The sequence below is a fragment of the Amycolatopsis kentuckyensis genome (assembly GCF_002155975.1).
In the GTDB taxonomy this organism is placed as follows: domain Bacteria; phylum Actinomycetota; class Actinomycetes; order Mycobacteriales; family Pseudonocardiaceae; genus Amycolatopsis; species Amycolatopsis kentuckyensis.
The window spans coordinates 1-25,442 of the sequence record NZ_MUMI01000253.1 but is presented as its reverse complement, the minus strand read 5'-3'; the positions used below and the strand labels follow the sequence as shown (position 1 = coordinate 25,442).

23 protein-coding genes and 1 tRNA gene are annotated in these 25,442 nt (G+C 72.3%); 13 read left to right on the top strand and 11 right to left on the bottom strand.

Going from position 1 to position 25,442, the window contains the following annotated elements:
• On the bottom strand, window positions 1-2,847 hold a 2,847-nt coding region (locus tag CCN39_RS24250; protein ID WP_086845615.1), incomplete at its 3' end, for a non-ribosomal peptide synthetase.
• A gap of 144 nt (window positions 2,848-2,991) precedes the next feature.
• On the opposite strand from CCN39_RS24250, the gene CCN39_RS24245 reads away from it, so the two are divergent.
• Genes CCN39_RS24245 through CCN39_RS24230 form a run of 4 tightly spaced genes read left to right on the top strand, consistent with a single transcriptional unit; the run spans window position 2,992 to window position 6,710 of the window.
• On the top strand, window positions 2,992-4,191 hold the full coding sequence (locus CCN39_RS24245) for a MalY/PatB family protein (protein ID WP_086845613.1): 1,200 nt from the start codon (window positions 2,992-2,994) through the stop codon (window positions 4,189-4,191).
• 12 nt (window positions 4,192-4,203) lie between these two features.
• Window positions 4,204-4,863, top strand: coding sequence for a winged helix-turn-helix transcriptional regulator (locus CCN39_RS24240; RefSeq protein WP_086845611.1), 660 nt, complete (start codon window positions 4,204-4,206; stop codon window positions 4,861-4,863).
• Complete coding sequence (locus CCN39_RS24235; RefSeq protein WP_086845609.1) at window positions 4,860-5,849, top strand: PLP-dependent cysteine synthase family protein; 990 nt, start codon at window positions 4,860-4,862, stop codon at window positions 5,847-5,849. The genes CCN39_RS24240 and CCN39_RS24235 overlap by 4 nt, the downstream gene beginning before the upstream one ends.
• A gap of 36 nt (window positions 5,850-5,885) precedes the next feature.
• On the top strand, window positions 5,886-6,710 hold the full coding sequence (locus CCN39_RS24230; RefSeq protein WP_208630348.1) for a phosphatase PAP2 family protein: 825 nt from the start codon (window positions 5,886-5,888) through the stop codon (window positions 6,708-6,710).
• On the opposite strand, the gene CCN39_RS24225 is transcribed toward CCN39_RS24230, so the two are convergent.
• Complete coding sequence (locus tag CCN39_RS24225) at window positions 6,658-8,364, bottom strand: arabinofuranosyltransferase AftB family protein (protein WP_208630347.1); 1,707 nt, start codon at window positions 8,362-8,364, stop codon at window positions 6,658-6,660. The genes CCN39_RS24230 and CCN39_RS24225 overlap by 53 nt on opposite strands.
• A 163-nt stretch (window positions 8,365-8,527) precedes the next feature.
• Here CCN39_RS24225 and CCN39_RS24220 point away from each other — a divergent pair, with 163 nt between their 5' ends.
• The 3 genes from CCN39_RS24220 (at window position 8,528) to CCN39_RS24210 (ending at window position 12,625) form a co-directional block, all read left to right on the top strand.
• Window positions 8,528-9,979, top strand: coding sequence for a sensor histidine kinase (locus CCN39_RS24220; protein ID WP_086845607.1), 1,452 nt, complete (start codon window positions 8,528-8,530; stop codon window positions 9,977-9,979).
• Window positions 9,980-10,050: 71 nt separating this feature from the next.
• Window positions 10,051-10,992 (top strand): pentapeptide repeat-containing protein, encoded by a 942-nt coding sequence (locus CCN39_RS24215; protein ID WP_086845605.1) that lies wholly within the window; start codon window positions 10,051-10,053, stop codon window positions 10,990-10,992.
• Window positions 10,993-11,146: 154 nt separating this feature from the next.
• Window positions 11,147-12,625 carry a non-reducing end alpha-L-arabinofuranosidase family hydrolase gene (locus tag CCN39_RS24210; protein ID WP_143264129.1) on the top strand — a complete coding sequence of 493 codons (1,479 nt, stop codon included), beginning with the start codon at window positions 11,147-11,149 and terminating at the stop codon, window positions 12,623-12,625.
• A 130-nt stretch (window positions 12,626-12,755) separates the two neighbouring features.
• On the opposite strand, the gene CCN39_RS24205 is transcribed toward CCN39_RS24210, so the two are convergent.
• From CCN39_RS24205 to CCN39_RS24180, 6 genes are all read right to left on the bottom strand, one after another.
• Window positions 12,756-12,824: transfer RNA gene (locus CCN39_RS24205), tRNA-Gly, on the bottom strand.
• On the bottom strand, window positions 12,819-14,366 hold the full coding sequence (locus CCN39_RS24200) for a hypothetical protein (protein WP_086845604.1): 1,548 nt from the start codon (window positions 14,364-14,366) through the stop codon (window positions 12,819-12,821). The genes CCN39_RS24205 and CCN39_RS24200 overlap by 6 nt, the downstream gene beginning before the upstream one ends.
• A 66-nt stretch (window positions 14,367-14,432) precedes the next feature.
• The gene (locus CCN39_RS24195; protein WP_086845602.1) at window positions 14,433-15,557 is read right to left on the bottom strand and encodes an HAF repeat-containing protein; all 1,125 of its coding nucleotides are present in this window, start codon (window positions 15,555-15,557) and stop codon (window positions 14,433-14,435) included.
• Window positions 15,558-15,684: 127 nt separating this feature from the next.
• Window positions 15,685-16,908 (bottom strand): RNA polymerase sigma factor, encoded by a 1,224-nt coding sequence (locus tag CCN39_RS24190; RefSeq protein ID WP_086845600.1) that lies wholly within the window; start codon window positions 16,906-16,908, stop codon window positions 15,685-15,687.
• On the bottom strand, window positions 16,905-17,228 hold the full coding sequence (locus CCN39_RS24185) for a YciI family protein (protein WP_086845598.1): 324 nt from the start codon (window positions 17,226-17,228) through the stop codon (window positions 16,905-16,907). Before CCN39_RS24185 ends, CCN39_RS24190 begins: the two co-directional genes overlap by 4 nt.
• Before the next feature lie 28 nt (window positions 17,229-17,256).
• Window positions 17,257-17,856: a dihydrofolate reductase family protein gene (locus tag CCN39_RS24180; RefSeq protein WP_086845596.1), complete on the bottom strand. Its 600-nt coding sequence runs from the start codon at window positions 17,854-17,856 to the stop codon at window positions 17,257-17,259.
• A gap of 120 nt (window positions 17,857-17,976) precedes the next feature.
• Between CCN39_RS24180 and CCN39_RS24175 the strand changes: the two genes are divergently transcribed.
• Both CCN39_RS24175 and CCN39_RS24170 read left to right on the top strand, forming a co-directional pair.
• Window positions 17,977-18,723 carry a class I SAM-dependent methyltransferase gene (locus tag CCN39_RS24175; RefSeq protein ID WP_434781122.1) on the top strand — a complete coding sequence of 249 codons (747 nt, stop codon included), beginning with the start codon at window positions 17,977-17,979 and terminating at the stop codon, window positions 18,721-18,723.
• Between the two features lie 42 nt (window positions 18,724-18,765).
• Window positions 18,766-19,227, top strand: a complete 462-nt coding sequence (locus CCN39_RS24170; RefSeq protein WP_086845591.1) for a DUF8821 family protein — start codon at window positions 18,766-18,768, stop codon at window positions 19,225-19,227.
• 52 nt (window positions 19,228-19,279) lie between these two features.
• Here the strand turns inward: CCN39_RS24170 and infA are convergent, their stop codons facing one another.
• Both infA and CCN39_RS24160 read right to left on the bottom strand, forming a co-directional pair.
• Window positions 19,280-19,501, bottom strand: a complete 222-nt coding sequence (infA, locus tag CCN39_RS24165) for a translation initiation factor IF-1 (protein WP_086845590.1) — start codon at window positions 19,499-19,501, stop codon at window positions 19,280-19,282.
• Entirely contained in the window at window positions 19,501-20,199 is a 699-nt protein-coding gene (locus tag CCN39_RS24160; protein ID WP_086845588.1) for a GNAT family N-acetyltransferase, read from the bottom strand. Before CCN39_RS24160 ends, infA begins: the two co-directional genes overlap by 1 nt.
• A gap of 252 nt (window positions 20,200-20,451) precedes the next feature.
• Here CCN39_RS24160 and CCN39_RS24155 point away from each other — a divergent pair, with 252 nt between their 5' ends.
• Window positions 20,452-21,078: a VOC family protein gene (locus CCN39_RS24155; protein WP_086845586.1), complete on the top strand. Its 627-nt coding sequence runs from the start codon at window positions 20,452-20,454 to the stop codon at window positions 21,076-21,078.
• Here the strand turns inward: CCN39_RS24155 and pdxR are convergent, their stop codons facing one another.
• Window positions 21,079-22,482, bottom strand: a complete 1,404-nt coding sequence (gene pdxR / locus CCN39_RS24150) for a MocR-like pyridoxine biosynthesis transcription factor PdxR (protein ID WP_167455167.1) — start codon at window positions 22,480-22,482, stop codon at window positions 21,079-21,081.
• A gap of 47 nt (window positions 22,483-22,529) precedes the next feature.
• On the opposite strand from pdxR, the gene CCN39_RS24145 reads away from it, so the two are divergent.
• The 3 genes from CCN39_RS24145 to CCN39_RS24135 all read left to right on the top strand — a co-directional run bounded on the left by CCN39_RS24145 (window position 22,530) and on the right by CCN39_RS24135 (window position 25,400).
• Window positions 22,530-23,681: an MFS transporter gene (locus CCN39_RS24145; protein WP_086845582.1), complete on the top strand. Its 1,152-nt coding sequence runs from the start codon at window positions 22,530-22,532 to the stop codon at window positions 23,679-23,681.
• Between the two features lie 15 nt (window positions 23,682-23,696).
• Window positions 23,697-24,488 carry an Fpg/Nei family DNA glycosylase gene (locus CCN39_RS24140; RefSeq protein WP_244210977.1) on the top strand — a complete coding sequence of 264 codons (792 nt, stop codon included), beginning with the start codon at window positions 23,697-23,699 and terminating at the stop codon, window positions 24,486-24,488.
• A gap of 117 nt (window positions 24,489-24,605) precedes the next feature.
• Window positions 24,606-25,400 carry a PIG-L family deacetylase gene (locus CCN39_RS24135; RefSeq protein ID WP_086845579.1) on the top strand — a complete coding sequence of 265 codons (795 nt, stop codon included), beginning with the start codon at window positions 24,606-24,608 and terminating at the stop codon, window positions 25,398-25,400.
• Window positions 25,401-25,442 lie beyond the last annotated feature (42 nt).

Below are 25,442 nucleotides of genomic sequence, written 5' to 3'. Positions count from 1 at the left end.
GTCGGCGATCTCCTTGCGGTACAAGGAGTCCGGTCCGTCGCCGGGATCGCGACCGGGGATGACGTAACCGAGCAGCCGGGCGCCGGCGCCGTCGTCGTCCGCCTTGACCGCCACCGCGCGGTCGACGCCGGGGTGCCGGCCGAGCACGGCTTCGATCTCGCCGAGCTCGATCCGGTGCCCGCGGATCTTGACCTGCCCGTCCCGGCGGCCGAGGAACTCGATGATGCCGCCGGGCAGGTACCGGCCGTAGTCGCCGGTGCGGTAAAGCCGGACGCCGGTCACCGGGTGCCGCAGGAAGCTGGCGTCGGTCTTCGCCGGGTCGCGCCAGTAACCGCGGGCCAGGCCGGTGCCCTCGATGTACAGCTCGCCCGGCACCCAGTTCGGGCAGGGCCGCAGCCCCGCGTCGAGCACGTGGAAGCGCTGGTTCCGCAGGGGGACGCCGTAGGGGATGCTGCGCGTGCCTTCGGGCACCTCGTCGACCTGGTGGTAGTTGGACCAGATCGACGCCTCGGTCGCGCCGCCCATGCTGATCACGGTGGCGTCCGGCCAGAGGTCGTGGATGCGGCCGGGCAGGTCGACCGGGATCCAGTCGCCGCTGAGCATGACCAGCCGCAGGCCCTCGGGAACGTCGCCGACGGCTTCGACGTGGTCGACCAGCATCTGCATCTGCGCCGGCACGGAGTTCCACACGGTCACGCCGTGCTCGCTCATCAGCTCGGCCCAGTGCGCGGGCTCCCCGGCCAGGTCCGGGTCGGGCAGCACGAGCGCCGCGCCCGTGCCCAGTGCGCCGAACAGGTCGTACACGGACAGGTCGAAGCTCAGCTCCGCCAGCCCGAACACCCGGTCGTCGGCGGTCACGCCGAACCGCTCGGTGATGTCGACGACGGTGTTCAGCGCCGACCGGTGCTCGATCATCACGCCCTTGGGCTGCCCGGTCGAGCCGGAGGTGAACAGCACGTAGGCCAGGTCCGACGGCTCGGCCGGGCTCGGCGGCGGGGAGTCGAGCGCCGCCAGCTTGTCGATCGGCACCAGCGTGGTGGCGCAGCCCGTCCAGTCGAGCTGGTCGGCCAGCCGGGAGGTGGTGACGACCGTCGTCGCCTGGCCGTCGGTGAGGATCCCGTTGCGCCGCTGCGCCGGCAGTCCGGTGCCGGCCGGCAGGTACGCCGCCCCGGCGAGCAGGACGCCGTACGCGGCCGCGACCTGGTCCGGGCCCTTCTCCAGGCTGACGCCGACCAGCCGGTCGCGCACCGGGGAGCCGTCGCCCGAGCGCCGGATGGCGTCGGCGACCGCGCCGGCCCGGCCGGCGAGCTCGCGGTAGGTGACGGTGCCGGCGCTGGTGATGACGGCGGGGGCGTCCGGGTGCTCGGCGGCCGCGGTCAGGAACGGCTCGTGCAGCAGGCCGGCGGGCAACGGGCCCGCGGTCCGGTTGACCTCGTCGCGCTCGGTGAGCTGGTACTGCGGCGGGCTGACCCGCAGTTCGCCGTCCCAGCAGGCGCTTTCGGCCGCGAGCCGTTCCACCAGGCCGGTGTAGGCGGCGAACATGTCGTCGAGCAGGTTCGCCGGGAACAGCTCCTCGACGACGTCCCAGGTCAGGTCGAGCGAGCCGGTGAAGTCGACGACCTGGTGGTCGAACCAGACCTGCGGGGTCTGGCTGATCCGGTAGGTGATGTCGCCGAAGAAGTCGCGCGGGCCGGTGACGTCGGCGACCGTGCCCAGGCCGCTGGTGAACACGACCGGCATGGTGCCGAACGCGGTGTCCAGCCCGAGCCGGCGGCGTTCCCGCAGCGTGTGCAGCGCGCTGACGTGCCGGTGCCGCAGGTCCTGCTGGAGCTGGCGCTGGGTGCGGCGCACGCGCTCCTCGAACGTGCCCTCGGCGGTGTCGACCTCCAGCAGGCAGATCGAGGTGAAGTCGCCGACCACCCGGCGCAGGTGCGGGTGCAGGATCCGGTGGCCGTCGCCGTCTTCGGCGAGCAACAGCGGGAGCCGGTTGAACAGCGTCAGGTTCAGCGTGAACTTCAGCGTCCCGCTCCACGCGGCGAGCACCTCGGAGAACGCGGTCGCCAGCACGGTCGTCGGGGTCAGCCCGCGCTCCTCGGACCGGTCGCGCAGGCGCTTCCAGGCGTCCGGGTCGAGCTGGAACTCGCGGTGGGTGAACCGCGGCTTGTGCACCGCGACCGGCGACGCGGCCAGCGGCAGGTCGGGCGGCGGCGCGAGCGTGGCGGCGCGCGACGTCCAGTACTCGAGGGCCCGCTGGGTGCGCGGTGAGTCCGCGTTGCGTTCGAGCGCGAGCACGTAGTCCCGGAAGGACACGTCGATCGGCGGCAGCTCGTGCGCCGGGTTCTCGCACAGCAGCTGCCATTCGCTGAACAGCACCGTGACGCTGGCCAGGTCCACCATCAGCAGGTCGAGGCTGATGTGCAGGCGGTCCGCGTCGGCCAGGCGGCTGATCCGCACGTCGAACAGCGGCCACTGCGCCGCGTCGTACACGCGGTGCGACATGTCGGCGCGGATCTCTTCGAGCTTGCCCTCGACCTCGGCCGCCGGCGCGTCCCGCAGGTCCACGACGTCGATCACGAACCGCGGCACCTCGGGCAGCATGCGCTGGTTGCCGTCGGTGCCGACCACCGCGCGCAGCATGGGGTGCCGGTCGATGAGCCGGTTCCACGCCGTGGTGAGCGCGCCGGGATCCAGCCGCCGGCCTTCGAGCTCGAAGTAGGCGTGCGGTGCGACGTTGCCCAGCACGAAGTTCGGGCCCCGGCCGACCCAGTACGCGTACTGGATTTCGGTCAGCGGAAAGGGGCTGTCACTGTTGCCTTCGGCGGGTTCGCTCGTTTGTTGCGCGGCCATCCGGATCGCGTTCCTCTCCGTCTCCGACACAGGTCACTGTCGGTCAGCATGGTGGGTCCGCGCAGTGGGAAGCACCTCCGGCTGTGCTGTGCGCTGAGCACCTCCGGAGATGCCGTTCCCCGGCCGGCACGGTGTTCTTGAGCCATGCGCGCATCGCACGGGGCCCGGTATGTGGTCTTCGACCAGCTCGACGAACACGCCCTGCGGTTCCGCCCCGGGGTGAAGTGGGGCGCACCGGCGCCGGACGTGCTTCCGGCGTCCATCGCGGACATGGACTTCCCGGTCGCCGAGCCGATTTTGGCTTCCCTGCGCGGATATCTCGACCTGGGTGACCTCGGGTATCCGAATTGGACGGACAACGCGAGCCCGTTGCGCGAAGCCTTTGCCCAGCGGATGAACGCCCGCTACGGCTGGTTCCCCGCCGCGGAGCACGTCCGCGAGTTCACCGACGTCACCCACGCCGTGCGGACGTCGCTGGAACTGAGCACCGCACCGGGGGACGGCGTCGCGATCCACACCCCGGCGTTCGGGCCGTTCCCGGCGATGATCAGGCAGCTGGGCCTGCGGATGGTCCCGATCCCGATGCTCGACACCCGGAAGGGCTGGGTGTTCGACGCCGAGGACTTCGCCCGCCGCGTCGCGCGCGAACGGTGCCGGGTGCTGATCCTGGTCAACCCGCACAACCCGACCGGCCGCGTGTTCACCCGGGCCGAGCTGCTCGCGCTCGGCGAGGTCGCCGAACGCCACGACCTGACGGTGATCTCCGACGACCTGCACGCCGATCTGACCTACGCACCCCACCGCCACGTGCCGTTCGCGTCGATCGGCTCCGCGCTGGAAGCCCGGACGGTGACGCTGTACGGCGCGAGCAAGGCGTACAACCTCGCCGGCATGCGCTGCGCGGTCGGTCACGTGGGACCGGCGGCACTGCGGGAAAGGCTCGCCGCGCTGCCCGCCGGGCCGAACGTCAACGTGCTCGGCATGCGCGCGAGCCTCGCCGCCTGGACCGAGGCGTCCGACTGGCTGGACACCGTGGTCGGCTACCTCGACGACAACCGGCGGCTCATCGCCGGCATGCTCGCCGACCGGCTGCCGGAAGTCCGGTACCACCTGCCGGAAGCGACGTACCTGGCCTGGCTGGACTGCCGCGAACTCGGCTGCGGCGACAACCCCGCGGGGTACTTCCTGGAGCGGGCCCGGGTCGAGCTGGCCGCGGGCACCAAGTACAACCCCGGCGGCGACGGCTTCGTGCGCCTCAACTTCGGCACCGCCACCCCGGTGCTGCGCGCGATCCTCGACCGGATGACCGACTCCGTCGCGACACCGCGACGACTGGCGAGCTGAAGGGGACCCGGCATGGCAGAACGATCGCTCGGCCAGCACTGCGGCCTGGCGCGGGCATTCGAGATCATCGGCTCGCGGTGGTCGGTGCTCGTCGTCCGGGACCTGATCCTGGGCCCGAAGCACTTCGCCGAGCTGCACGAGACGCTGCCGCGGGTCACCGCGGAGATCCTGGAGCGCCGGCTCGACGGCCTCGTCGAGGACGGCGTGGTCCGGGTCGCCGCGTCCGGCGCCTACGAACTGACGGACTACGGCCGGGCGCTGGAGCCGGTCCTGATCGAGCTCGGCCTGTGGGGCGCGCGCTCGCTCGGCGATCCTCGCCCCGGCGATCTCTTCTCGCTGGACATCGCCATCCTCGCGCTGCGCTCGACGTTCCGCCCCGACCGCGCCCGCGGCGTCCGGGCGAGCTTCGAGGTGCGTTTCGGGGAACTGGTCGTCGGCGCGCGCGTCGACGACGGTGTGCTCACGGTCGAGGAAGGCGAGCTCCCCGGCGCCGACCTCGTCATCGAGACACCGTTGCTCAAGCACCTGATGGCCGGCGAGCTGAGCCCGACCGACGCGCTGTGGCTCGGCCTGGTCGAGGCGAAGGGCGACCCCGGCCTGATCGCGACGTTCGTCCGGCTCTTCCACATCCCGGCGGCTCCGGAGACACCAGCGGAAAGGATCGGTTCGTGATCGAGGACTGGAACGGCATCGAAGAACCGCGGCTCGTCGCGGAAAGGATGCTCGAGGGCTTCGCCGATCTCCCGGTCCTCGACTGCGGCCCGATCGCGGGCGGCCGGGGCCGGCTGCGCGCGATCTACGGCATGACCACGACCGAGTCGAGCTTCAAGTCGATCCTCGGGTTCGGGATCCTGCTGCTCGCCTACGAAGCCGGGCTGCTCGAGCCCGGCCAGACGGTGATCGAGTCGACGTCGGGTTCGCTCGGCGTCAGCCTGGCGCTGGCCGGGAAGGTCCTCGGCAATCCGATCGAGCTCGTCACCGATCCGAACATCCCGGCGGTCACCCGGCGCAAGATCGAGTTGCTCGGCGCCAAGCTGCACATCGTCAGCGGCCCGCACCCGACCGGCGGCACCCAGCAGTCCCGTGTGGAGCTCCTCGAGGCGCTCTTGCGGGAGCGGCCCGGCATGCACTGGACCGACCAGAACAACTCGGACCTCAACCCGGCGGTGTACCGCCGCTGGCTGGTGCCGAGCGTCACGCCGAAGCTGGACCTGGACTGGATCGACGCGGCGATCTTCGTCGTCGGCACCGGCGGTCACTTCGTCGGCCTCTCGGAAATGCTGCGGAGCAAGGGAATTCCGTGTTACGTGGCGGACCGGGTCGGCTCGGCGACGTTCGGCCTCGAGCCCGGCCCGAGCGTCCTGCGCGGCATCGGCAACATGAACTGCGTGCCGAGGGTGATCGAGTCCGGCATGCACCTGGTGGAGGACGTGTACTACTCGGACGACGAGGAAGCGGCCGAGGGCGTGCGCGAACTCGCCGGCCGCGGCATCTACGCGGGCGGTACGTCGGGCATCGCCCTGCAGGGGGCGGTCAAGCTGGTCGAGGCCACCGGCGCACGCAACATCCTGACGTTCTTCCCGGACCGCGGCGACCTCTACGGCGACCAGTTCCTCGGCGCGTCCCCGAAGAACAAGCTGGTGCGGATCGCCGCTTAGCCGCCGCCGGGCCACCGCGGCGGCTAAGGTGACCGCGTGCACCCGCCGGCCGCCACGCCCCNNACGCCGGGGCGCCCGCCGGCCGCCACGCCCCGATGGTGGGCGAACGCGCTCTTCCGCGGTGCCGGCGGGCGCCCCGGCGTGGTCGTCGAACTGACCTTCCTCGTGCTGTGGTTCCTGCTCTTCGCGCGGCTCGACGCCCTGGTGGGCACGGATTTCGCGGCCGCCGAAGCCAACGCGCAGGCCCTGCAGGCCATCGAACACCTGGCGCACGTCGACCTCGAGCGGACCGTGAACGGCTGGCTGGCCGGCCATCCGGTCCTCGGTCACCTGGCGGTGTACCTGTACCGGCTGTACTACCTGGTCGTCGCCGGCGTGCTGCTGTGGGTGTTCACCCGGCGCGCCGTCTACCGCCACGTCCGCCGGACGATGGTCGCGATGACGGCCCTCGTCCTGCCGGTCTACTGGGCGGTGCCGATGTCGCCGCCGCGGTTCGCCCTGCCGGGGGCGGTCGACATCGTGGCCAGGTACGACTTCCTGGGCCTGGAGAGCTGGACGAGGCCCACCCACCACACCGCGATGCCCAGCATGCACGTCGGCTGGTCGCTGTGGTGCGCGTATGCCGTGTGGACCGCGCTCCGGGACACGCATCCGCGCCTGGCGCTGCTGTCGTGGTCGTTCCCGGCGCTCATGGTCGCGGACGTCTTCGCCACCGGGAACCACTACGTCCTGGACGTCGCGGGCAGCGTCGCGCTGCTGGCGCTCGCCGTTCTGGCCGCGACGCTGTGGGGGCGCCTCGCCGAGCGCCTCACGGCCCGCAGAACTTCCGCTCGGCTTCGAACGGGTCCGCCGGCACGGTGACCCGGGTCCGGTGCCAGGCACCGGTCAGGTTGGCCCAGAACCGCTGGAACGTCAGCGGTTCCCGGGTCGAACGCCGGATGTCCGCGAGGTCGCCGCAGGCGAGCGCGTGCCGTGCGGCGGCCACCTGTTCCGGGGTGACGGTGCCGGGCACGGCGAAGTTGCCCGACGGGTGGACCGGTGCCTCCGGGGCGGCGTGGTCGGCGAGCAGCCAGGCGTTGCCGAGCGGCTTCGAGTGGCCCGGTTTGACCGTCGGGAGCTCGAACCGGGCGCCGATCGGGTTGGCCAGGCCCCAGAAATCGGCGATCGCGGTGTCGGTGGGGGCCAGCATCCCGACCGTGCCGAGGTAGACCCCGGCCACCACGACCCGGTCCCCGCGGGCCGGCGTGATGACGAGTTCGCCGTCCAGCCCGTGGTAGATCAGGGACCGCCGCCCCGAACCGGCTTCGGCCAGCACGACGTCCCGCAGCCGCTGGAGCTTCCGCACGAAGACCGCGGAATCCGTGGGGGCCGGGCTGCCGGTCCACCCGACGTAGTACGCGCGTTCGTCGTCGATGCCGTGCGCGGCGCCGTCCGCCGCCGGGTACCGGCCCCAGCCCGCGCAGAGGACGGCCCACACCGCCACGGCGGCCACGGCGGCCACGGCGGTCTTCGACCGGGGGACGACGAGGACCGGCAGCAGGACGAGGAACAGCGCCGGAAGCACCATGCGCGCGTGCATGTAGTCGCCGCCGACCTTCACCACGTACGCCAGGTGCAGCGTCCCCGCGACCACCGGGGTCAGCGCCACCGGCGAGCCGGCGTGCCGGAACAGCAGCACGGCGACCACGGTCAGCGGCAGCCACAGCAGGTAGGGGCCGGCGAAGTCGGCGAGGTAAGCGAACCCGCGCGCCCACAGCGACTCGCCCGCGTTCTTCGTCAGCGCGGGCATCGGGACGACGATGCCGTAGAAACCCATCCGGAAGATCTCGTAGGCGACCGGCAGCCCGGCCGCCGCGCCGACGGCGGCGAGCGTCAGGCGCCGGCCGGGCCGGACGGTCACCCACCCCGCGGCCAGGAACACCGCGGCGACCAGGGCCAGATCGGGCCGGACGAGCGGGCCGAGGCCGAGCGTGCCGGCCGTGACCAGGACGGCCTTCGCCGAAGCGTTCGTGCGCAGGCGGACGAACAGCCACCAGCTCACCGCCAGCCAGCACGTGGTGAGCCCGGTCTCCAGGCCCGAAGTCGCGTACTCCCAGACGGGCCGCACTCCCAGCAGCACCAGGACTCCGCAGGGCAGCAGCACCGTGGCGGGCCGGCGGCTGTGCAGCCGCCACGTGGCGTCGACCGCGAGGCCGAACCCGGCCGCGGTGAGCGCGAGACCGAGCACCCAGGAAATCGCCGAGGTGTCCGGCTGTCCGAAGAGGAATCCGGCCAGCGCGAGCAGCCACTGCCAGAGCGCGCTGGTCGACGTCTCCACCCGCTCACCGAGGGTGTAGACCGGTCCGTTGCCCGCGAGGATCTGCTCCACCGCACGCGTGAAGATCAACGCGTCGTCGCAGATCCAGCGCGTCGAGTAGCCCGCCACCGCGATCAGGACGGTCGCGGCCCAGACGGTCGGCAGTTTTCCGCGGGCTTTGGTCGCGCGGTCGGCCACGGCACGTACAGCGGTGTCCACAGAAGTCCTTTGCGTCCCGGGGGATTGCTGTTTCCGAGGCTAGGAAAAGAACATGCGCCTTCCGTGACGAAACCGCACGGGTTCGCCACGGTTGCGCACGAAGGCACCGGCCGGTACCACGCGGACTTAGGATCGGGTCCGAACTCGATCTGGGGAGGGGCCCATGAAACGGCCGGCCTTCGGGCTGCGGGCCCGGGTGACGGGAGCGGTCGTCCTGGTGACGACGGCGGTCACCGCGGTGATGGCCTTCGCGGCGACCAAGCTGCAGGAGGACGACGCGATCGGCGGCTTCACCTTCGCGGCGGAGTCGTCGGTCGGCGCCTTGTTCGAACAGAACTGGCGCGGGCTCGAGCGGGCGATGGCCGGCCACGGAACCGTGGACGACTTCGCGCGCGCCATGAACAACACGACGCCGGACTGGACGCTCTTCACCAGGAAACCCGGCGGCCCGGCCGCGATGGTGACGTACGGCTCGCAAGAGATCTTCTGGGCCGGCAGGCCGGTTCCGGTCGCCGTTTCCGACCGCCAGGCGGTGGTGGCCTCGGTCGCGGACAAGGTCCTGGTGCGCACGGCCAAGACCGCGGACCTGCTGACGGCGACCACGGTGGACCCGGCGACCGGCCGGAAACTCCTCGTGGTCAGCGGGAACTTCGTCAGCTACTGGATGGTGCAGTTCTTCGACCTCACGCCGCTCGAAGGGAACCTCGACCTGCAGCGCCGGAAACTGGTGTACCTCGCACTCGGCGTGGCTGTGCTCGGGATCGCCGCCGCCCTCCTGATCGCCCGGTACGTGCAACGCCCGGTCCGCCGCGTCGCCGCCGCCGCCCGTGAACTGGGTGACGGCGTCTTCGCCGTGCGCGTCCCGGTCAAGGGCCGGGACGACCTCGCCGACCTCGCCGCCTCCTTCAACACCATGGCGCAGCGGGTCAGCGAGTCGGTCGGGGAACTGCGGGCCAAGGACCGCCAGCAACAACGCTTCGTCGCCGACGTCGCCCACGACCTGCGGACCCCGATCGCTTCACTGGTCGCCACCGCCGACACGCTCGGCAGCGCCGACCCCGGGACCCGCGCCCGGGCGGCCCGCCTGTTCGGCACCCAGGCCCGCCGGCTGGCGAAACTCGTCGAGGACCTGCTGGAGATCTCCCGTTTCGACGCGCATTCGGCGGACTTCCGGCCCGAACTCCTCGACCTGCGCCCCCTGGTCGCGGACGCGATCGAGCCGGCCACGGACATCGACGTCCGGTACACCGGCGACCCGACCGTGGTCGCCGATCCGCGCCGCGTCCACACGATCGTGAGCAACCTGCTGGTCAACGCCGCCCGCCACGGCGCGGCCCCGATCACCGTGTCGATCGAGGGTGCTCCGGACGAGGTCACGATCACGGTGTCGGACTCCGGCCCGGGCGTCCGCGAGGACCTGCTCCCGATCGTGTTCGACCGCTTCGTCCGCGGCGACCACGCCCGCCAGGAGACCGAGGGCAGCGGGCTGGGACTGTCGATCGCCCGCGAGAACGCCCTGATCCACGGCGGCGACCTGACCGCGCACAACGACGGCGGCGCGGTGTTCACGCTGACCCTGCCCCGGCGGCCGGGCGGTCCTGCCGGCGGGGCGTAGCCGGCCGGCCCGGCTCCCCCGAGCCGCCGAAAACCCGCACGCCGGCCTCGGCCGCGCTCTAGGATCTCGCCGTGGCTTCGACGAACGCACCGACCACCGGACTGTGGTCCATCCGGCGGCACATCGTCGCGGTGGTCTTCATCGGGCTCAGCGTGTTCGCCCTCGCGGCCGCGCTCTTGTGGCTGGCACTGGGATTGCCGGCCTCGCCGAGTCCGGACACCCGGCTGAACGTCGTCAAGATCGCCTTGTCGGTGGTGGCCGGGGTCGGCGGGGTCGTCGCGCTGGTCGTCGCCTACCGCAAGCAGCGGATCGGGGAGATCGCCGAAGCTCGCGAGCGCGTCAAGGTGCTGAACGAGCGCTTCGCCGGCGCGTGCGCCCAGATCGGCCACGAGAAGCCGACCGTCCGGCTCGCCGGGGTCTACGCCATGGCCAGCCTGGCCGACGAATGGCTCGAGCAGCGCCAGGTGTGCATCGACGTGCTGTGCGCGTACCTGCGCATTCCGTATGAGCCCTCGATCGATTCGCCGTGGTACCACGACGAGGAATCCGAAGTGCGCCTTTCGATCACGAGCTTGCTCAGCGATCACCTCCGCCCGGGGGCGCCGGTCAGCTGGCAGGGCCACGAGTTCAACCTCGTCCGGGCCGTGCTCCGCGCCGCCGATTTCGCGGACATCCAGGTGACCGGTGGCCGGTTGCTGTTCAGCCTGGCCCGGTTCCCCGGCGGCTGGACGTCGTTCGACGGAATGCACGTCAGCGGCGGCGAAATCTGGTTCGGCGGCGCCGCGTTCAGTGGTGACGCCCGGGTGACTTTCGAAAACGCGGAGTTCAGCGGCGGCCGCGTCCTGTTCGACGGCGCCGCCTTCACCGGCGGCGAGGTGAGCTTCCGCGGGGCCCGGTTCACCGGCGGCGAGGTCGACCTCTCCGACGTCAGCATCGACGACTACACCGCGCCGCCCGTGTTCGACCGGTGGGAGAGCCCGCCGCCCGGGCTGCTGCTGCCCGACGCCCGGTGAGTCCGGCGATTCACCGCCGGCCGCCGCCCTGACACCAGCCACCCTTTCGACTTTGTCGAATATATTCGACAAAGTCGAAAGTTGACTGTGCGCGGGGAAATGACTACATTTTTCCAGGTTGATTGTTAGCGCTAACAAGCCGCGAAGGAGAACCATGAGTTCATCCCACCGTGCGGGGCGCATCCGACGCGGGCGCGGGGCGCGCGCGCTGATCACCTTGCTCACCACCGTCCTCGCGGCCACCGCGGCGGTCGTGCTCGCCCCCGGTGCGGCGTCGGCCGCGACCGTCGACACGAGTGCGTGGTACGTCCTCGTCAACCGCAACAGCGGCAAGGCGCTGGACGTTTCCGGTGCGTCCACCGCCGACGGCGCGGCGATCCACCAGTGGTCCCGGCACGACGGCGCCAACCAGCAGTGGCAGTTCGTGGACTCCGGCAACGGCTACTACCGGCTGAAGTCGAAGAACTCCGGCAAGGTCCTCGACATCGGCAACTGGTCGACCGCCGACGGTGCGAAAGTCCAGCAGTGGACCGACCTCGACGGCACCAACCAGCAGTTCAGCCTCGCCGACTCCGACGGCGGCTACCTCCGCCTCCTCAACCGCAACAGCGGCAAGGCCGTGGAGGTGACGGGCGCGTCGACCGCGGACGGCGCCGCCGTCGTCCAGTACGGCGACTGGAAGGGCGCCAACCAGCAGTGGCAGCTCGTCCGGCTCGGCGACACCGGCTCGTGCGCACTCCCCTCGACCTACCGCTGGTCCTCGACGGGCCCGCTGGCCGAACCGAAAGCCGGCTGGCTGGCGCTCAAGGACTTCACCACCGTCGTCCACAACGGCAAGCACCTCGTCTACGGGTCGACGACCGACACGGCCGGGGCGTACGGCTCGATGGCGTTCAGCCCCTTCACGAACTGGTCCGACATGGCCTCGGCCGGCCAGACCGCGATGACCATCGGCACGGTCGCCCCGACGCTGTTCTACTTCGCCCCCAAGAACATCTGGGTGCTCGCCTACCAATGGGGCCCGACCACGTTCAGCTACCGGACGTCGACCGACCCCACCAACGCGAACGGCTGGTCCGCGCCGCAGGAGCTGTTCACCGGCACCATCCCCGGCGGCGCACCCCTCGACCAGACCCTGATCGGCGACGGCACGAACATGTACCTGTTCTTCGCCGGTGACAACGGCAACATCTACCGGGCGAGCATGCCGATCGGGAACTTCCCGGGCAGCTTCGGCTCCTCGTACACCACGATCATGAGCGACACCACGGCCAACCTCTTCGAAGCGGTCGAGGTCTACCGGGTCCAGGGCCGGAACCAGTACCTCATGCTCGTCGAGGCGATGGGCGCGAACGGCCGTTTCTTCCGCTCGTTCACCGCCACCAGCCTGGGCGGTTCGTGGACCCCGCAGGCCGCCACCGAAGGCAACCCCTTCGCCGGCAAGGCCAACAGCGGCGCCACCTGGACCAACGACATCAGCCACGGCGACCTGGTCCGCGCCAACCCCGACCAGACCAAGACCGTCGACCCCTGCAACCTGCAGTTGCTCTACCAAGGCCGAAACCCCGCATCCGACGGCACGGACTACAACCACCTGCCCTGGCGGCCGGGCGTGCTGACCCTCCAGCGCTGACCACCGGATCGGCGCCCTCGCCCGCCGTCGGGCAGGGGCGCCGAACCCCGCTGCCGCCGGTCAGCCCGGCTTCGCACACTGGGCACTGAGCGTCCGGATCGACTGCCCGCCGCAGCTGCCCGCAGTTCGGCTCGCCCGGCCGGATTCGAACCGGCGTGGCCCTCCTGGGCAAGGAGGCGCGCCTGCCTCTGCGCTACGACCCTGGCATTGGCCTGATCGTATCCGGCAGCGGCGGCCACGGCGGGTCCACCGGCACGGCCGGGTCGCGCGCGCCCGCCCACCAGCCGGCCGCGATGATCAGCGGCAAGCACGCCGCCGCGAGGATCAGCCCGAGGTTGCCCGGGGCGTGCTCCTGCGGGTGGCCGATCGTCCAGCCCAGCGCCGGCACGACGGACACCAGTCCGGTCAGGACCGCGGCGCCGAGCACCACCAGCGTGCGCGATCGGCACAGGGGCCATCGCGGGGCCAGGACGAGCGCGGCACCGACGCCGTTCACGCCCACGGCGGTCACCAGCCACAAGAGCGTCGACTGCCCGGCGTTCGAGCCGAAGAACGCCACGAAGCCGTTGAGCGGGACGGCCGCGATGAGGAACAGGCCGACGGGCAGCGCGGCCATGAGCCCGCGTCCGGTCCGGGCGCGCACCCGGCCGGCCGCCACCGTCGTCCCGATCAGCAGCGCGAGCAGGGTGAACAGCCCGGCCTCCATGACGTCGACCCCGATCACCCGGCCGAACGCGGTGAGCGGCGCCGGCCGGATGTCCAGCCTGGTCTCGGCGACCACGACCGGCACCCGGCGCCAGGTCCCGCCGGCATCGCGGACGGCCAGTCCCTCCACGCCGTTGGCCACGATCACCTGGTGTCCACCGGGGACGGCGCGGACGGAGACCTCCGTGCTGGCCAGTTTGGCCACTTTGACGATCCCCGCCGGAAACGGGTGCTGCCGCTGGACGAACTCCCACCGGACGGCGGGCACCTCCCAGGCGGTGTGCCAGGTCCGGCCACCGTCCGTCGTTTCGTCGACGCCGAGCAAGCGGCCGCCGCGCGTGTCGTCGACGACATCGGCGCCGTGCACGCGGTAGCAGTGCGCGGCCGCCTCGGGCGCGCAGGCTTCGACCTGCTTCCGGGGCGTCGGCCAGGGCGTTGGAGGCGCGTCCGAGAGGAACTGCCAGCCGTCGACGCCCGAGTCGGAGCCGTAGAACCCTCCGGCCGCCTCGATCACCACCTGCGTGCCCTCGATCCGCACGGACTGGACGGACGGGACGTTCTCGCCGGGCGCCGACGTCGCCGTGATCGCCAGCACGGTGAACGGCAGAGCGGCCACCACCCGCAGCCGCAACGGCAGGGCCGGGGCCGCCGCCACCCGGCGCCAGGCCCACCAGGACAGGCCGAGTGCGGGCAGCGCGACCAGGTCGGTCGGATCGGCCAGGATCACCGAAGGCCCGTTGACGACCGACCACGCCGCCGAAGCGACCCCGGCGCCCGCGGCGGTCAGCTTGACCAGTGCGAACCCGGCCCCGGTCACCAGCACCGCGGCCGCGGCGGCGGTCCGGCCGGCGAGGACCAGGCCGAGCAGCAGCCCGAGCACCGGCGGAGCCGCCACCAGCCCGGCGAAGTCGCTGAGCTTGCCGGTGACCAGCCCCGGCCACGCGTGCTTGAGCACGTGGTCGTTGAGCAGCAGCACCGTGGTGGCGCCGATGGTCAGCGGATGCCCGAGCCACCGCAGGAAAACCCCAGTTCGCATTCGGTACAGCCTGCGGTGCGGTGATCACGGCCGCGACACGGCCCGGCCGCGGATCGGGTCAGGGCGTCAACGGAGGGTCCAGAACACCGCGTGGTACTTCCCGGCCGCGGTGGTGGCGCGCCCGATCACCCGGCCGCTGTCGGTGATCCGGGAGGCCTCGCTGCGGGTACTGCCGGGCAGCGTGGCGAGCTGCGCGCGCGGCCCGTTCCGGTACCAGACGGTCGCCCGGCTCCGGAGCGTTCCCACCGCGGTGCCCTCCGCGTCGACTCCTTGGACGTCGGCGATGGAGCCGTCGTCGGGCAGGACGGACACCGTGCCGTCGGGGGCCCAGCGCACCGACGACCGGGCCGGCGGGGTGAGGTAGCCGTAGCCCACGACGTAGCCGGTGGAGCCGATCCAGGAGATCCAGACCGAGTGCGGGCTGGGCCAGGCCAGCGGGTGGATCGTGCCGTCGGTGGCCCAGGTCGCCGGGACGACGGGCCCGCTCGTGGTTCCGGCGGCGACCCCGCCCGCGTTGACCAGGTGGGCCCCGCTGCTCGGGCTCTGCGGCGCCAGCTCGGTGATCGGCCCGCCGTCGACCCAGCGCACGGCGTGGTTCGCCCCGGCGCGCTGGGCGCCGCCGACGATGATGCGGCCGTCGGCGGAGATGTCCTCGGCCATGCTCCAGGTCTCGCCGGGCAGCGTGCCCAGGTCGGTGGCCTGGCCGTCCGGGCCCCAGCGGAAGGCGTGGTACTCGTTGCCCGGTGTCAGCCAGTTCCCCACGATGACGCCGGTGTCGCTGATCGCGAAGGCGGTGGCGTTGTGGAACCCGGGCGGGACCTGCAGCGTGGTCGCCTGGCCCTGGGCGTCCCAGCGCACCGGCACGGCGTCGGTCGCGGTCAGCACGTAGCCGGCCGACTCCCCGAGCTCGTTGACGTCACGCACCTGTCCCGCGCTGCCGCCGGGGGTCGGCAGTGCCGAGATCACGCCGTCGGCGTCCCAGCGGACCGGGAGGTCGCGCCGCGGACTGGATCCCGCCGACGACAGCCCGACCATCACCCCGGCCTCGTTGACCGCCAGGACGATGCTGTCGTCGTCGCCCGGCAAGGTACCGAGATCGACCGGCCCGCCCGGGGCGGCCTGCGCCATCCCCGTCAGCGCTCCGGAGAACACCACCACGGCCGCCAGCGATCTTCGAAAAATCCGCAGCATGAAAACTCCCCTCCTCGACCGGCCGAGCCGGTCTCCCTTGCCGCGGACAGTAGTGCAAGCGCCGCGCGAATTGTGCTGCTGCGCGGGCGATCCACACGAATAGCCGAGCCACAGCGTCCACTGTGGACTACCCAAGCTGATCCCGGCGGCGCGTCAGGTACGCGACCTCGGCCGTGTTGCCGGCCAGCTCGATGGCTCGGTCGTACGCCGTCCGCGCCTCCGCGCCGCGGGACAGCCGCCGCAGCAGATCGGCGCGGGTCACGTGGTAGGCGTGGTAGCCGGCCAGCCGGTCCTCGAGCCGGTCGACGGCCGCCAAGGCCACCTCCGGCCCGTCGAGTTCGGCGACCGCGATCGCCCGGTTCAGCACCACGACCGGCGAGGCGTCGACGCGGACCAGCTGGTCGTAGAGGGCGACGACCTGCGCCCAGTCGGTGTCGCGGATGTCGCGGGCCGACGTGTGCACGGCGTTGATCGCCGCGAGGATCTGGTAGCGGCCCGGCGCCACCCCCGCGGCGAGGCGTTCGCGCACCAGCCGGTGGCCCTCGGCGATCAGCGCCGTGTCCCAGGCGCCGCGGTCCTGTTCGTCGAGCGCGACCAGCTCGCCCGCCGAAACCCGCGCCGGGCGGCGGGCCTCGATGAGCAGCATCAGCGCCAGCAGCCCGGTCACCTCGCCGTCGTCCGGGAGGAGCGCGTGGACCAGGCGGGCGAGCCGGATCGCCTCGGCGGTCAGGTCGTGCCGGATCGGGTCGGTGCCGGGACCGGTCGCCAGGTACCCCTCGTTGAAGACGAGGTAGAGGACGGTCAGCACACCGGCCACGCGGGCCGGCAGATCTTCGGCGGCCGGCACCCGGTACGGGATGCGCGCCGCCTTGATCTTGGCTTTGGCGCGGGTGATCCGTTGCTCCAAAGTGGACTCCCGCACCAGGAAGGCGCGGGCGATCTCGGGCACGGTGAGGCCGCCGACCAGGCGCAGCGTCAGTGCCACGCGGGCCTCCGTCGCCAGCGCCGGGTGGCAGCAGGTGAAGACCAGCCGCAGCCGGTCGTCGTCGATGGCGCCGGCGGGCTCGGGCGGGGTGTCGTCGTGCACCATCCGGGCCTCCTGGTGCTTGTCGTCGCGCTTGTTTTCGCGCCGGATCCGGTCGATGGCCTTCCGGACGGCGGTGGTGGTCAGCCAGGCGCCGGGGTTCGGCGGCACCCCGTCGCCCGGCCACCGCTCGACGGCGGTCGCGAACGCCTCGGCGGCCGCTTCCTCGGCGACGTCGAGGTCACCGAACCGCCGGGTCAACGCGGCCACCACCCGGGCCCACTCTTCGCGGTGGGCCCGGGTCACCGCTTCCTCGACGTCGATCACCGGAACGGCCGCACTTCGATCTTCCGGTCGCAGACCTTCGACGCCTCGGCGGCGAGCTTGAGCGCGACGTCCAGGTCGGGGACGTCCCACACCCAGAAGCCGGCGAGGTACTCCTTCGACTCCACGAAGGGCCCGTCGGTGAGCACGGCCTGCTCACCCCGGTTGTCGACGACCGTGGCCGCGTCGGTGTCCGCGAGCCCGCCCGCGAAGACCCAGTAGTTCTCGGCGATCAGCCGGTCGTTGAACTCGCTGATGGCGGGCTGCCGGTCGGTGCTGCCGGGCTCGACCTTGTCGTCGATGACGGAGACCAGATACTGCATGCAGAATCCCTTTCCTGGTTGGGGAGGATCACGCCGTCGCGTACCGCGGCCGCCCGGCCGGCCGGTGGACCTGGACGGACACGCCCTTCGTGTCGACCCGCGATTCGACCACGTCGAGCGCGAGGTCCGGGCCGGTTTCCGGGAACAGCCGCGCGCCCTGGCCGAGGATCACCGGGACGACGAGCAGCGTGAGCTCGTCGACCAGACCGTGCGCCAGCAGCCATCGGACCAGAGTGCCACTACCGTGCACCTGCAGTTCGCCGCCGGGCCGGGCTTTCAGCTCCGCGACGGCGCTCGCGAGGTCACCGCCGAGAACGGTCGTCCCGGCCCAGTGCGCCTCGGCGAGCGTGGCCGAGGCGACGTACTTGGGGGCAGCGTTCAGCGCCACGCCGATGGGGTGCGTGCTGGGCCCCCACGCGCCGGCGAACAGCTCGTAGGTGCGGCGCCCGAAGAGGAAGGCGTCGGCACGCTGGTAGGTCTCGGTGATGAAGGCCCGGGTTTCGTCGTCCCCGGCACCGAGGGCCCAGCCACCCCGTTCGAACCCGTGGCGGCGGTCTTCTTCCGACGCGCCGCCGTTGCCCTGCACGACTCCGTCGAGGGTGATCTGGGTGATGGTCGTCAGCTTCATGGCCGGGGTTCCCTTCGGGGGTTTGCGGGTGGCTTCACCCCTGCTACGAACGCCGCCGACCGGATCCGACAACCCCACGCGGAATTTTTTTCGGCGGTACCGTGCCTCGTGGACCACGACATGCGGTTGCGGCACGCCACGTCGTTCGGCGCGGCGGCAGCCGGTTACGCCGAGCACCGCCCGGACTACTCGCCGGCCGCGGTGCGGTGGGCCGTCGAAGCGGCACCCGGCCCCCGGGTGCTCGACCTGGGCGCCGGGACCGGCAAGCTGACCGGCACCCTGGTCGCCCTCGGCGCCGACGTCATCGCGGTCGAGCCCGATCCGGCGATGCTGGCCGAGCTGCGCCGGGCCCTGCCGGCCGTCCGTGCCCGGCCGGGGAGGGCCGAGGCGATCCCGCTGCCGGACGCGTCCGTCGACGCCGTCCTGGCCGGGAACGCCCTGCACTGGTTCGACATGGCCGTGGCGGGACCCGAGATGGCCAGGGTGCTCGCTCCCGGTGGCGTCCTGGCCGGCCTGTGGAACGTCGTGGACGACCGCGTCGGCTGGGTGGCCGGGCTCGCGCGGGCCGGCGGCAGCGCGGTGATCGGCCCGCGCGACACCTTCGGCAGCTGGCGCGCCGCGACCGCGGGCTTGCCCCGCCCGGCCGGCGGCCTGTTCGGCGCGCCGGAGCAGGCCGAGTTCCCGCACGGGCAGCGTCGCACCGCCGATTCGCTCGTCGCGACGCTCGCGACGCGCGCCGGGGTGCTGGTCATGCCGGAGCCGGAACGGGAAGCCACCCTCGCCCGGGTCCGCGCGCACCTCGCGGCCATGACGGGCGAGTTCGTCCTCCCCCTGCTGACCGGCGTCCTGCGCGTCCGGGCGCGGTAGCCCCTACGCTGGGCCCGACCCGGACAGACGCGGAGGATCGCCATGCCCCACACCGTGGACTTCGACACCGTATCGACGGCCGGCCTGGAGTCGTCGCCGGTCGCGGAGGCGCTGGCCGGGTTGCGGGCCAACGAGGCCCGGTACTTCAAGAACAAGTACGACCACGTCTTCACCGTCGAACCCGCGAGCGAGGCCCGAGCGGCCATCGACCGGGTGCACCGCATCCTCGAAGAAGAACGCGGCATCGTCATCTCCTCGCCGCCGCTCGAGGCGACCGACTTCCAGGTCGGGAACGTCCGCTGGACCTACGTCTTCTACGAGAGCGGCCTGTCGGTCAACGTCCTCTACACCGTGGACGACGGCGGGAAACGGGCCGTCGGGTTCAAGCTCTCCGACGGCATGGAAGTCCCCGAGGAGCTGGCCTCGTTCAAGTTCGCCCGCCAGAAGTCCAAGCTGGCCGGGACCATCCGCGGCTCCTACTTCGTCATCAAGAACGAGTACTGACCCGGCACGGGAAAGCCGTCGCCAGGCCCGGGGACCTGGCGACGGCCACGCACTAGGCCCGGTAGCGGAACAGGATCCGCCCGCGGTTCAGGTCGTAGGGGCTCAGCTCCACCAGGACCCGGTCGAACGGCAGGATCTTGATGAAGTTCTTCCGGATCTTCCCGCTGATGTGCGCGAGCACCTTGTGCCCGTTCTCCAGCTCCACCCGGAACGTCGCGTTGCGCAGGCACTCGACGACGGTGCCCTCGACTTCGATGCCGGCTGTGTTCGCCATCAGCGCAGCACCAGCTCGACGTTGCCGCCCACCCGGCGGGCTCCGGCGCCCTCGAACAACGCGATCGCCGCCGGGTTCGCTTCGTTCACTTCGGCCGTGGCCGCCGGAATTCCCTTGTGGTGCAACGCATCCAGCACGTGGGTCAGCAACGCGCGGCCGATCCCCGACCGCTGCCGGTCGGCGCGGACCGCGAGCAGGCCGATCCGCGGCTGCCGCGGCACCGCCGCCAGCCTGAGCAGGCCGACGTACCCGTCCTCGGCCGCGGCCACCGTGTAGCTGGTGACGTCCAGGACCTCCGGGCGGGGCAGGATCTCCGCCGGCATCTCCGGCCAGCCCACCGTCGCCGAGACTTCGGCGCGGATCGCGTCGTCGAGCGAGCGCAGCGCCCGCTCGTCGGACGGCGGCCCGATCGTCAGGCCCGCCGGCACCGGCACCGTGCCCGGTGCCGTGGGGAGCACGTACTCCCGCTCACGGCGCCGGGTCGTGAACCCGACGGATTCCCAGCGGGACCGGAGGTCGGTGTCGGCTTCGTCGACCACCGTGTGGAGGGGCCTCGGCAGTGCGGGCAGCATGTCGGCCGCGAGCAGCGCGAAGTCCGCGTCGTCCCACGTGTCGATGCTGAGGAAGAGGCGGCCGTCCGGCCGCCGGGACACTTCCCCGCGGCCGGCCACGCCCGGCCGTTCGAACAGATGGTTCATGTGTGTCGCCTTTCGGGAGTACCGGTTCCAGGTGCTCCCGGCGACAGCTAGGCCGGCCCGCCCGTGACGACGAGGGGGAGCACCCACAACGTTGCAGCGTTCACGGGTCTCACCTCCCAGGGCCGGGTCACGGACGGCGGAAAGCTATCAGACCGCCGCGCGCCCCGCCCACTCCTTTTTCCGAAAGCGCCCGCGCAGACCGATCAGGAATCGAGAAGCGCCGGTCAGCGGCCCGGACCTAGCGTTACCGGCATGACGAACATCGAAACCATCACCCTCGAAGTTGCCGACACCGCCGCCGCCGAGCGCTTCTACGCCGACGCCTTCGGGCTCACCACCCAGCTCCGGTTCCGGGTCGCCGACGCGCCGAGCGACGGCTTCCGCGGCTTCACCCTCTCCCTCACCGTGCCGCAGCCCGCGGACGTCGACTCCCTGATCGAGACCGCCCTGAAGGCCGGGGCCACGACGATCAAGCCGGCCACCAAGTCCATGTGGGGCTACGGCGGCACCGTCCGGGCGCCGGACGGGACGATCTGGAAGCTCGCCACCTCCGCCAAGAAGAACACCGGCCCCGCCACCCGCAAGATCGACGCCGTCGTGCTGCTGCTGGGTGCCGCCGACGTGGCCGCCAGCAAGAAGTTCTACGTGGAGCACGGCATGACCGTCGGCAAGAGCTTCGGCAAGATGTACGTCGAGTTCGAAGCCGGCGAGAGCCCCGTCAAGCTGGCGCTGTACCGGCGCAAGGCGCTCGCCAAGGACGCCGGGGTCGCACCCGAGGGCAGCGGCTCGCACCGGATCGCGGTCGGCGGCGCGGCCGCGGCGTTCACCGACCCGGACGGGTTCGCCTGGGAGACCACGGCCTCCGCGAGCCTCTCCTGATCACCCGCGGAGCAGGTCCGCGACCGCGGCGATGCCGGGGGCGATCGCGTGGTCCGGGGTGTCGCCGAACCCCAGGACCAACCGCGGCCGCCGCGGCCCCGGCGTCGCGTGCAGCCCGGCCACGCCGTAGAGCCCGACACCCCGCTCCCGGGCCTGGTCGATCACCCGTTGCTCGTCCGTCCCGGGCGGCAGGTGCAGGACGGCGTGGAAGCCGGCGGCGAGCCCGGTGACGCGGAGGCCGGGCGCGTGGGCGGCCAGCGCGTCGACGAGCGTCCGGCGCCGGGCGGCGTACGCGGCGCGGGTGCGGCGCAGGTGCCGGTCGTAGCGCCCGGATTCGATGAGCAGGGCCAGCGCCAGCTGGTCGAGGCCGGGGCTCCCGCGGTCGGTGACGGCCTTGTCGCGGGCCAGCACCGGAATCAGCCGTTCGGGAGCGACCAGCCAGCCCAGGCGCAGGGCCGGCGCGAGCGACTTGCTGACCGTGCCGAGCGAGACGACGTGGTCGGGGTCCAGGCCCTGCAGCGAGCCGACCGGATCGCGGTCGTAGCGGAATTCCGCGTCGTAGTCGTCTTCGATGACGAGCCCGTCGCGCCGGCGCGCCCACGCGAGCAGTTCCTGACGGCGGTGCCCGGCGAGCACCACTCCGGTCGGCCACTGGTGCGCCGGGGTCACCAGCACGGCCCGCGCTCCGCTGCGGTCGAGCGCTTCGACGTCCAGGCCGTCTTCGTCGACCGGGACGGGCACCGCGGCCAAGCCGGCGGCGGCCGCCTGGCTCGTCGTCGACCGGACGGCGCCGGGGTCCTCGAAGGCCAGGGTGACACCGTCGGCGGCGAGCGCCCGCAGCACCAGCCCGAGCGCCTGCGCCATCCCGGTGCAGACGACGACCTGCCCGGCAGAGGCCTCGACCGCGCGCACCCGGCGCAGGTACGCCGCGAGCACCTCCCGCAGCTGCCGCTCACCGATCGGGTCGCCGTAGTCGAACGCGGTGTTCGGCGCGGTGCGGCAGACCTCGCGGATCGCCCACGCCCAGTCCTCGCGGGGCGCGAGGCGGAGGTCGGGCACGCCGTGGCGGAAGTCGGCGAGCGCGAGCCGCGGCGGCGTCGGCGGGCTCGGCGGCGGTGGCGCGGTCCGGCGGGCGACCGCCGCCACGCGCGTCGCCGATCCGGGACGGCTGGTCAGGTAGCCCTCGGCCTGCAGTTGCGCGAAGCAGTCCTGGACCAGGCCGCGGGAAAGGCCCAGCGCGCGAGCGAGTTCGCGGGACGACGGCAGCCGCTCCCCGCCCGCGAGACGGCCGCCGCAGATCGCGTCGCGCAGCTGCCGTTCCAGCTGCGCGCGGAGCCCTTCACCGCTTTCGCGGTCGATCGTGAACAGCAGCTCGGGACCCGAACCGGACCACTCCACAGGCATGAAACTGGACCTTACCGGTGATCCGGTCGGCTTCTAGCGTTCTCGGCATGACCGTCGACCTGCAGCTCCGCCCCCGGCTGGTGTCCCGTGCCCTGCTGGTGCGGTTCATCTCGATCATCGGCTCGGCGATCGGGTTCTTCCTGCCGCTTTCGGTGGTGCCGCTGCTGGCTACGCAGTCCGGCGCGGGCATCGCGACGGTCGCGTTGCTGCTGGCCACGGTGGCCGCCGAGCTGGTGACACCACGGCTCGTCGCCCGCGTCGGCTACCGGTGGGCGCTGGCGGCCGGGCTGGTCCTGCTCGGGGTGCCGACGCTCGTGCTGACGGTCAGCGACGACCTCCGCGTGATCGTCGCGGTCAGCGTGGTGCGCGGGATCGGGTACGCGATCGCCGTCGTGGCCGGCGGGGCCGTCACCGCCCTGCTGATCCCGCCGGCCCGGCGGGGCGAGGGCCTCGCGCTGGTCGGGATCGTCGGCGGGATCCCCAGCCTGCTCGCGTTGCCGGCCGGTGTGTGGGCGGCCGCGCACTGGGGCTACGCGCCGGTGTTCGTGGTGACGACCGTGGCGACCCTGCTCGCCCTGGTGTCGGTGCCCGGCCTGCCGCGTCGCTCCCTCTCCGGCTCCGGCTCCGGTTCGGTGAAGGAAGAAGGCGTGCTGGCCGGGCTGCGCAACCCGGTGCTGACCCGGCCCGCGACGCTCTTCGCGGCGTCGGCGGCCGCGGTCGGCGTCCTGGTCACGTTCCTCCCGCTGGCCGCCGCGGACCAGCCGGCCTGGGTCGCCGCGACCGCGTTGCTCGCCCAGCCCGCGGCGGCCACCGCGACGCGCTGGGTCGCCGGCCGGATCGGCGACCGCCACGGGCCGGCGTGGCTGCTCGCGCCGGGGCTGCTGCTGTGCGTGGCGGGCATGGCGGGCATCGCCTTCACCGGCACCCCGGCCGCGGTGATCGGCGGGGCGTTCGTGTTCGGCGCCGGGTTCGGCGGGCTGCAGAACACGACGCTGTCGCTGATGTACGCCCGGGTGCCGGCCGGCGGCGAAAGCGCGGTGAGCGCGATCTGGAACGCGGCCTACGACCTCGGCATGGCGGCCGGCGCGCTGGGCGCCGGGCTGGTGATCGGCTCGGCCGGGTACCCGGTGACGTTCGCGCTCACCGCCGTGGCGATCCTGCCGGCGGTGCTGCTGGCGCGGCGCGACCGGCGTCCCTGACGCAAACTGGTTCGCGTGCCCGAACTCCCCGAAGTGGAACTCGCCCGGCAGGTCCTCGCCGGTGCGCTCGACCGGAAGATCCGCGCGGTCGACGACCACGACGACTGGGTCTGCCGCCCGCACGCCCCCGGGGACATCGCCGCGGCGTTGACCGGCGGGCGGCTGGTGGGAGCGCATCGACGAGGCAAGACGCTGTGGTGCGAAACGGAAAGCCGGGGCGGGCGGCCCGGGCCGAACCTCGGTCTGCACCTCGGGATGGCCGGGCAGCTGCGGTTCGGCGGTGCGAGCGGCCCACCCGGGCGGGCTCGCGATCGGGTGGAGAAACCCGAGTGGTTCCGGTTCGGGATCACCTTCGCCGACGGCGAACAACTGCGCCTGTTCGACACGCGGCGGCTCAGCCGCGTGCGGCTCGACCCGGACCTGGACGCACTCGGCCCGGACGCCGGGGAGGCATCGCGGCGCGAGTTCACCGAGCGCGTCGGCCGCGGACGGGCACCGCTGAAGGCGCGGCTGCTGGACCAGTCGGTGGTGGCGGGGATCGGCAACCTGCTGGCCGACGAAACCCTGTGGCAGGCGGCGTTGTCCCCGGCGCGGCCGGTGAACGAGCTGACCGGCGACGACCTCGCGAACCTGCACAAGGCGCTGCGCAAGGCGTTGCGCGCGGCGATCCGCCACGGCGGCGTGCACACGGGCGAGATCATCGGCCACCGCCGGGCCGGTGACCACTGCCCGCGCTGCGGCGCGGAGATGAGCCACGGGACGGTCGGCGGGCGGTCGACCTGGTGGTGTTCGAAGGAACAGGCCTAGCCCCCGGGCGACGCTCTTGCCGGAACGTCGTCTTCTCCGCACGGTCGCGGACCTCGGCGGGCGGGAGCGCATCCTGGCGGGCGGTTTTTGTCGGGGGTTCCCGGTAACGTCGCGGACATGGCAACCCTGGTCACCTTCCACGCCCACCCGGACGACGAGTGCCTCCGCACCGCGGGCGTCATGCGCAAAGCCGTCGAAGACGGGCACCGGGTCGTGCTCGTCGTCGCCACCAAGGGCGAGGTCGGCGAGGTCCCGGACGGATTCCTCGCCGAGGGCGAGAAGCTGGAGGACCGGCGCGTCCAGGAGTCGTACGCGGCGGCGGAGATCCTCGGCGTCGAGCGCGTCGAGTTCCTCGGCTACCGCGACTCGGGGATGATGGGCGAGCCGACGAACGACGACCCGTCGTGCTTCTGGCGCGCGGACGTCGAAAAGGCGGCCGAGCAGCTGGCGGCGATCCTGCGCGAGGAGTCGGCCGACGTCCTGACGGTGTACGACGACAACGGCGATTACGGCCACCCGGACCACATCCAGGTCCACCGGGTCGGCCTCCGCGCGGCGGAACTGGCGGGAACGAGCCGCGTGTACCAGGCAACGTTCAACCGCGAGTTCATGCAGCGCGGCTTCGAAGCGGCGGTGGCGGACGGACTGATCCCCCCGGAGGCGGCACCGAAACCCCCGGAGGACGTGGAGTTCGGCAAGCCGGAGGCCGAAATCACGGCGGCGGTGGACGTCTCGAAGTACGCGTCGGTCAAGAGGGCGGCGATGCGAGCGCACCCGAGCCAGATCAGCGAGGAGATGTTCATGCTGGCCATGCCGGACGACGCCTTCACGTTCGCGTTCGGCACGGAGTGGTTCATCCGCTGGGGCGAGGGCCCGGGAATAACCGAAACCGACCTAATGGCCGGCCTCTAACCCACCCCACCCCCTCCCCCGGGCTCCCGGGTGGCTGAGGGC